Source organism: Vibrio sp. 378, assembly GCF_033339435.1.
In genome coordinates this window covers 1-904 of the sequence record NZ_JAWOUO010000259.1, presented here as the reverse complement: position 1 = coordinate 904, position 904 = coordinate 1, and the positions used below count along the sequence as shown (strand labels likewise).

Genomic DNA, 904 nt, shown 5'->3' with positions numbered 1-904 from the left:
AGCATTCGCACCCGCGGTTGCTGTGTAAGTAAAACTGCCATCTGCGTTTGCAGTTTCAGTCATGGTTACGGCAATGCCTTGCGAAGTAAGCCCATCAACAGGCATCGCACTCGCATCGAGCTGATAACTGACGACACTATCCGAGCCTTGAGTCGTAGTGAATTTACCGTCTATGGAAAGCGCATATTTTTGATCAGAACCAATGTTGATCAAGTCATCTTCATCGACCGTGATTGGCGCAACATTTGTGATCACTGGTTGGTCATCAACAATGGTCACAGGAATCGTGGCAGAAGTGGTGTCACCATCAAAATCCGTCGCGATGATTGGGAAGCTCAGCGTCAGTTCGTCACTGTTACTCGCATGGTCAATTGGGCCTTCGAGTGTAAAGTTGTAACTACCATCTGGATTCACAGTTAACGTAAAGACAGGATTGGTTCCTGCGGTTGCCGTATAAGTGAAACTACCATCTGGATTTGCCGTTTCACTCAATGTCACCGCAACACCTTGCGAAGTAAGCCCATCAACAGGCGTCGCACTGGCATCCAATTGGTAACTCACTACGCCATCAGAACCTTGATTGGTGGTGAAGTGTCCGTCAATCGATACAAAACCGTCTTGAGCCGAGCCAATCTGCGCGAGGTCATCTTCATCAACGGTGATCGCTTGAACATTGTTAATTGTTGGCTGGTCATCAACAATGGTTACAGGGATGGTTGCCGATGACGTATCGCCATCAAAGTCGGTCGCGATGATTGGAAAGTTTAGCGTCAGTTCATCACTACCAGTCGCGTGATCGATTGGGCCTTCCAACGTAAAGTTGTATGAATCATCGGTGTTCACCACCAACGTAAATACTGGGTTGCCGTTAGCGGTCGCAGTGTAAGTGAAGCGGCCATCGGCA

Annotated in this window: 1 protein-coding gene; it reads right to left on the bottom strand. The window is 48.5% G+C overall.

Annotated features, from left to right (window positions below; genetic code table 11):
- A partial coding sequence (locus R7Q48_RS25560) for a VCBS domain-containing protein (RefSeq protein ID WP_318132961.1) occupies positions 1–904 on the bottom strand: 904 nt, incomplete at both ends.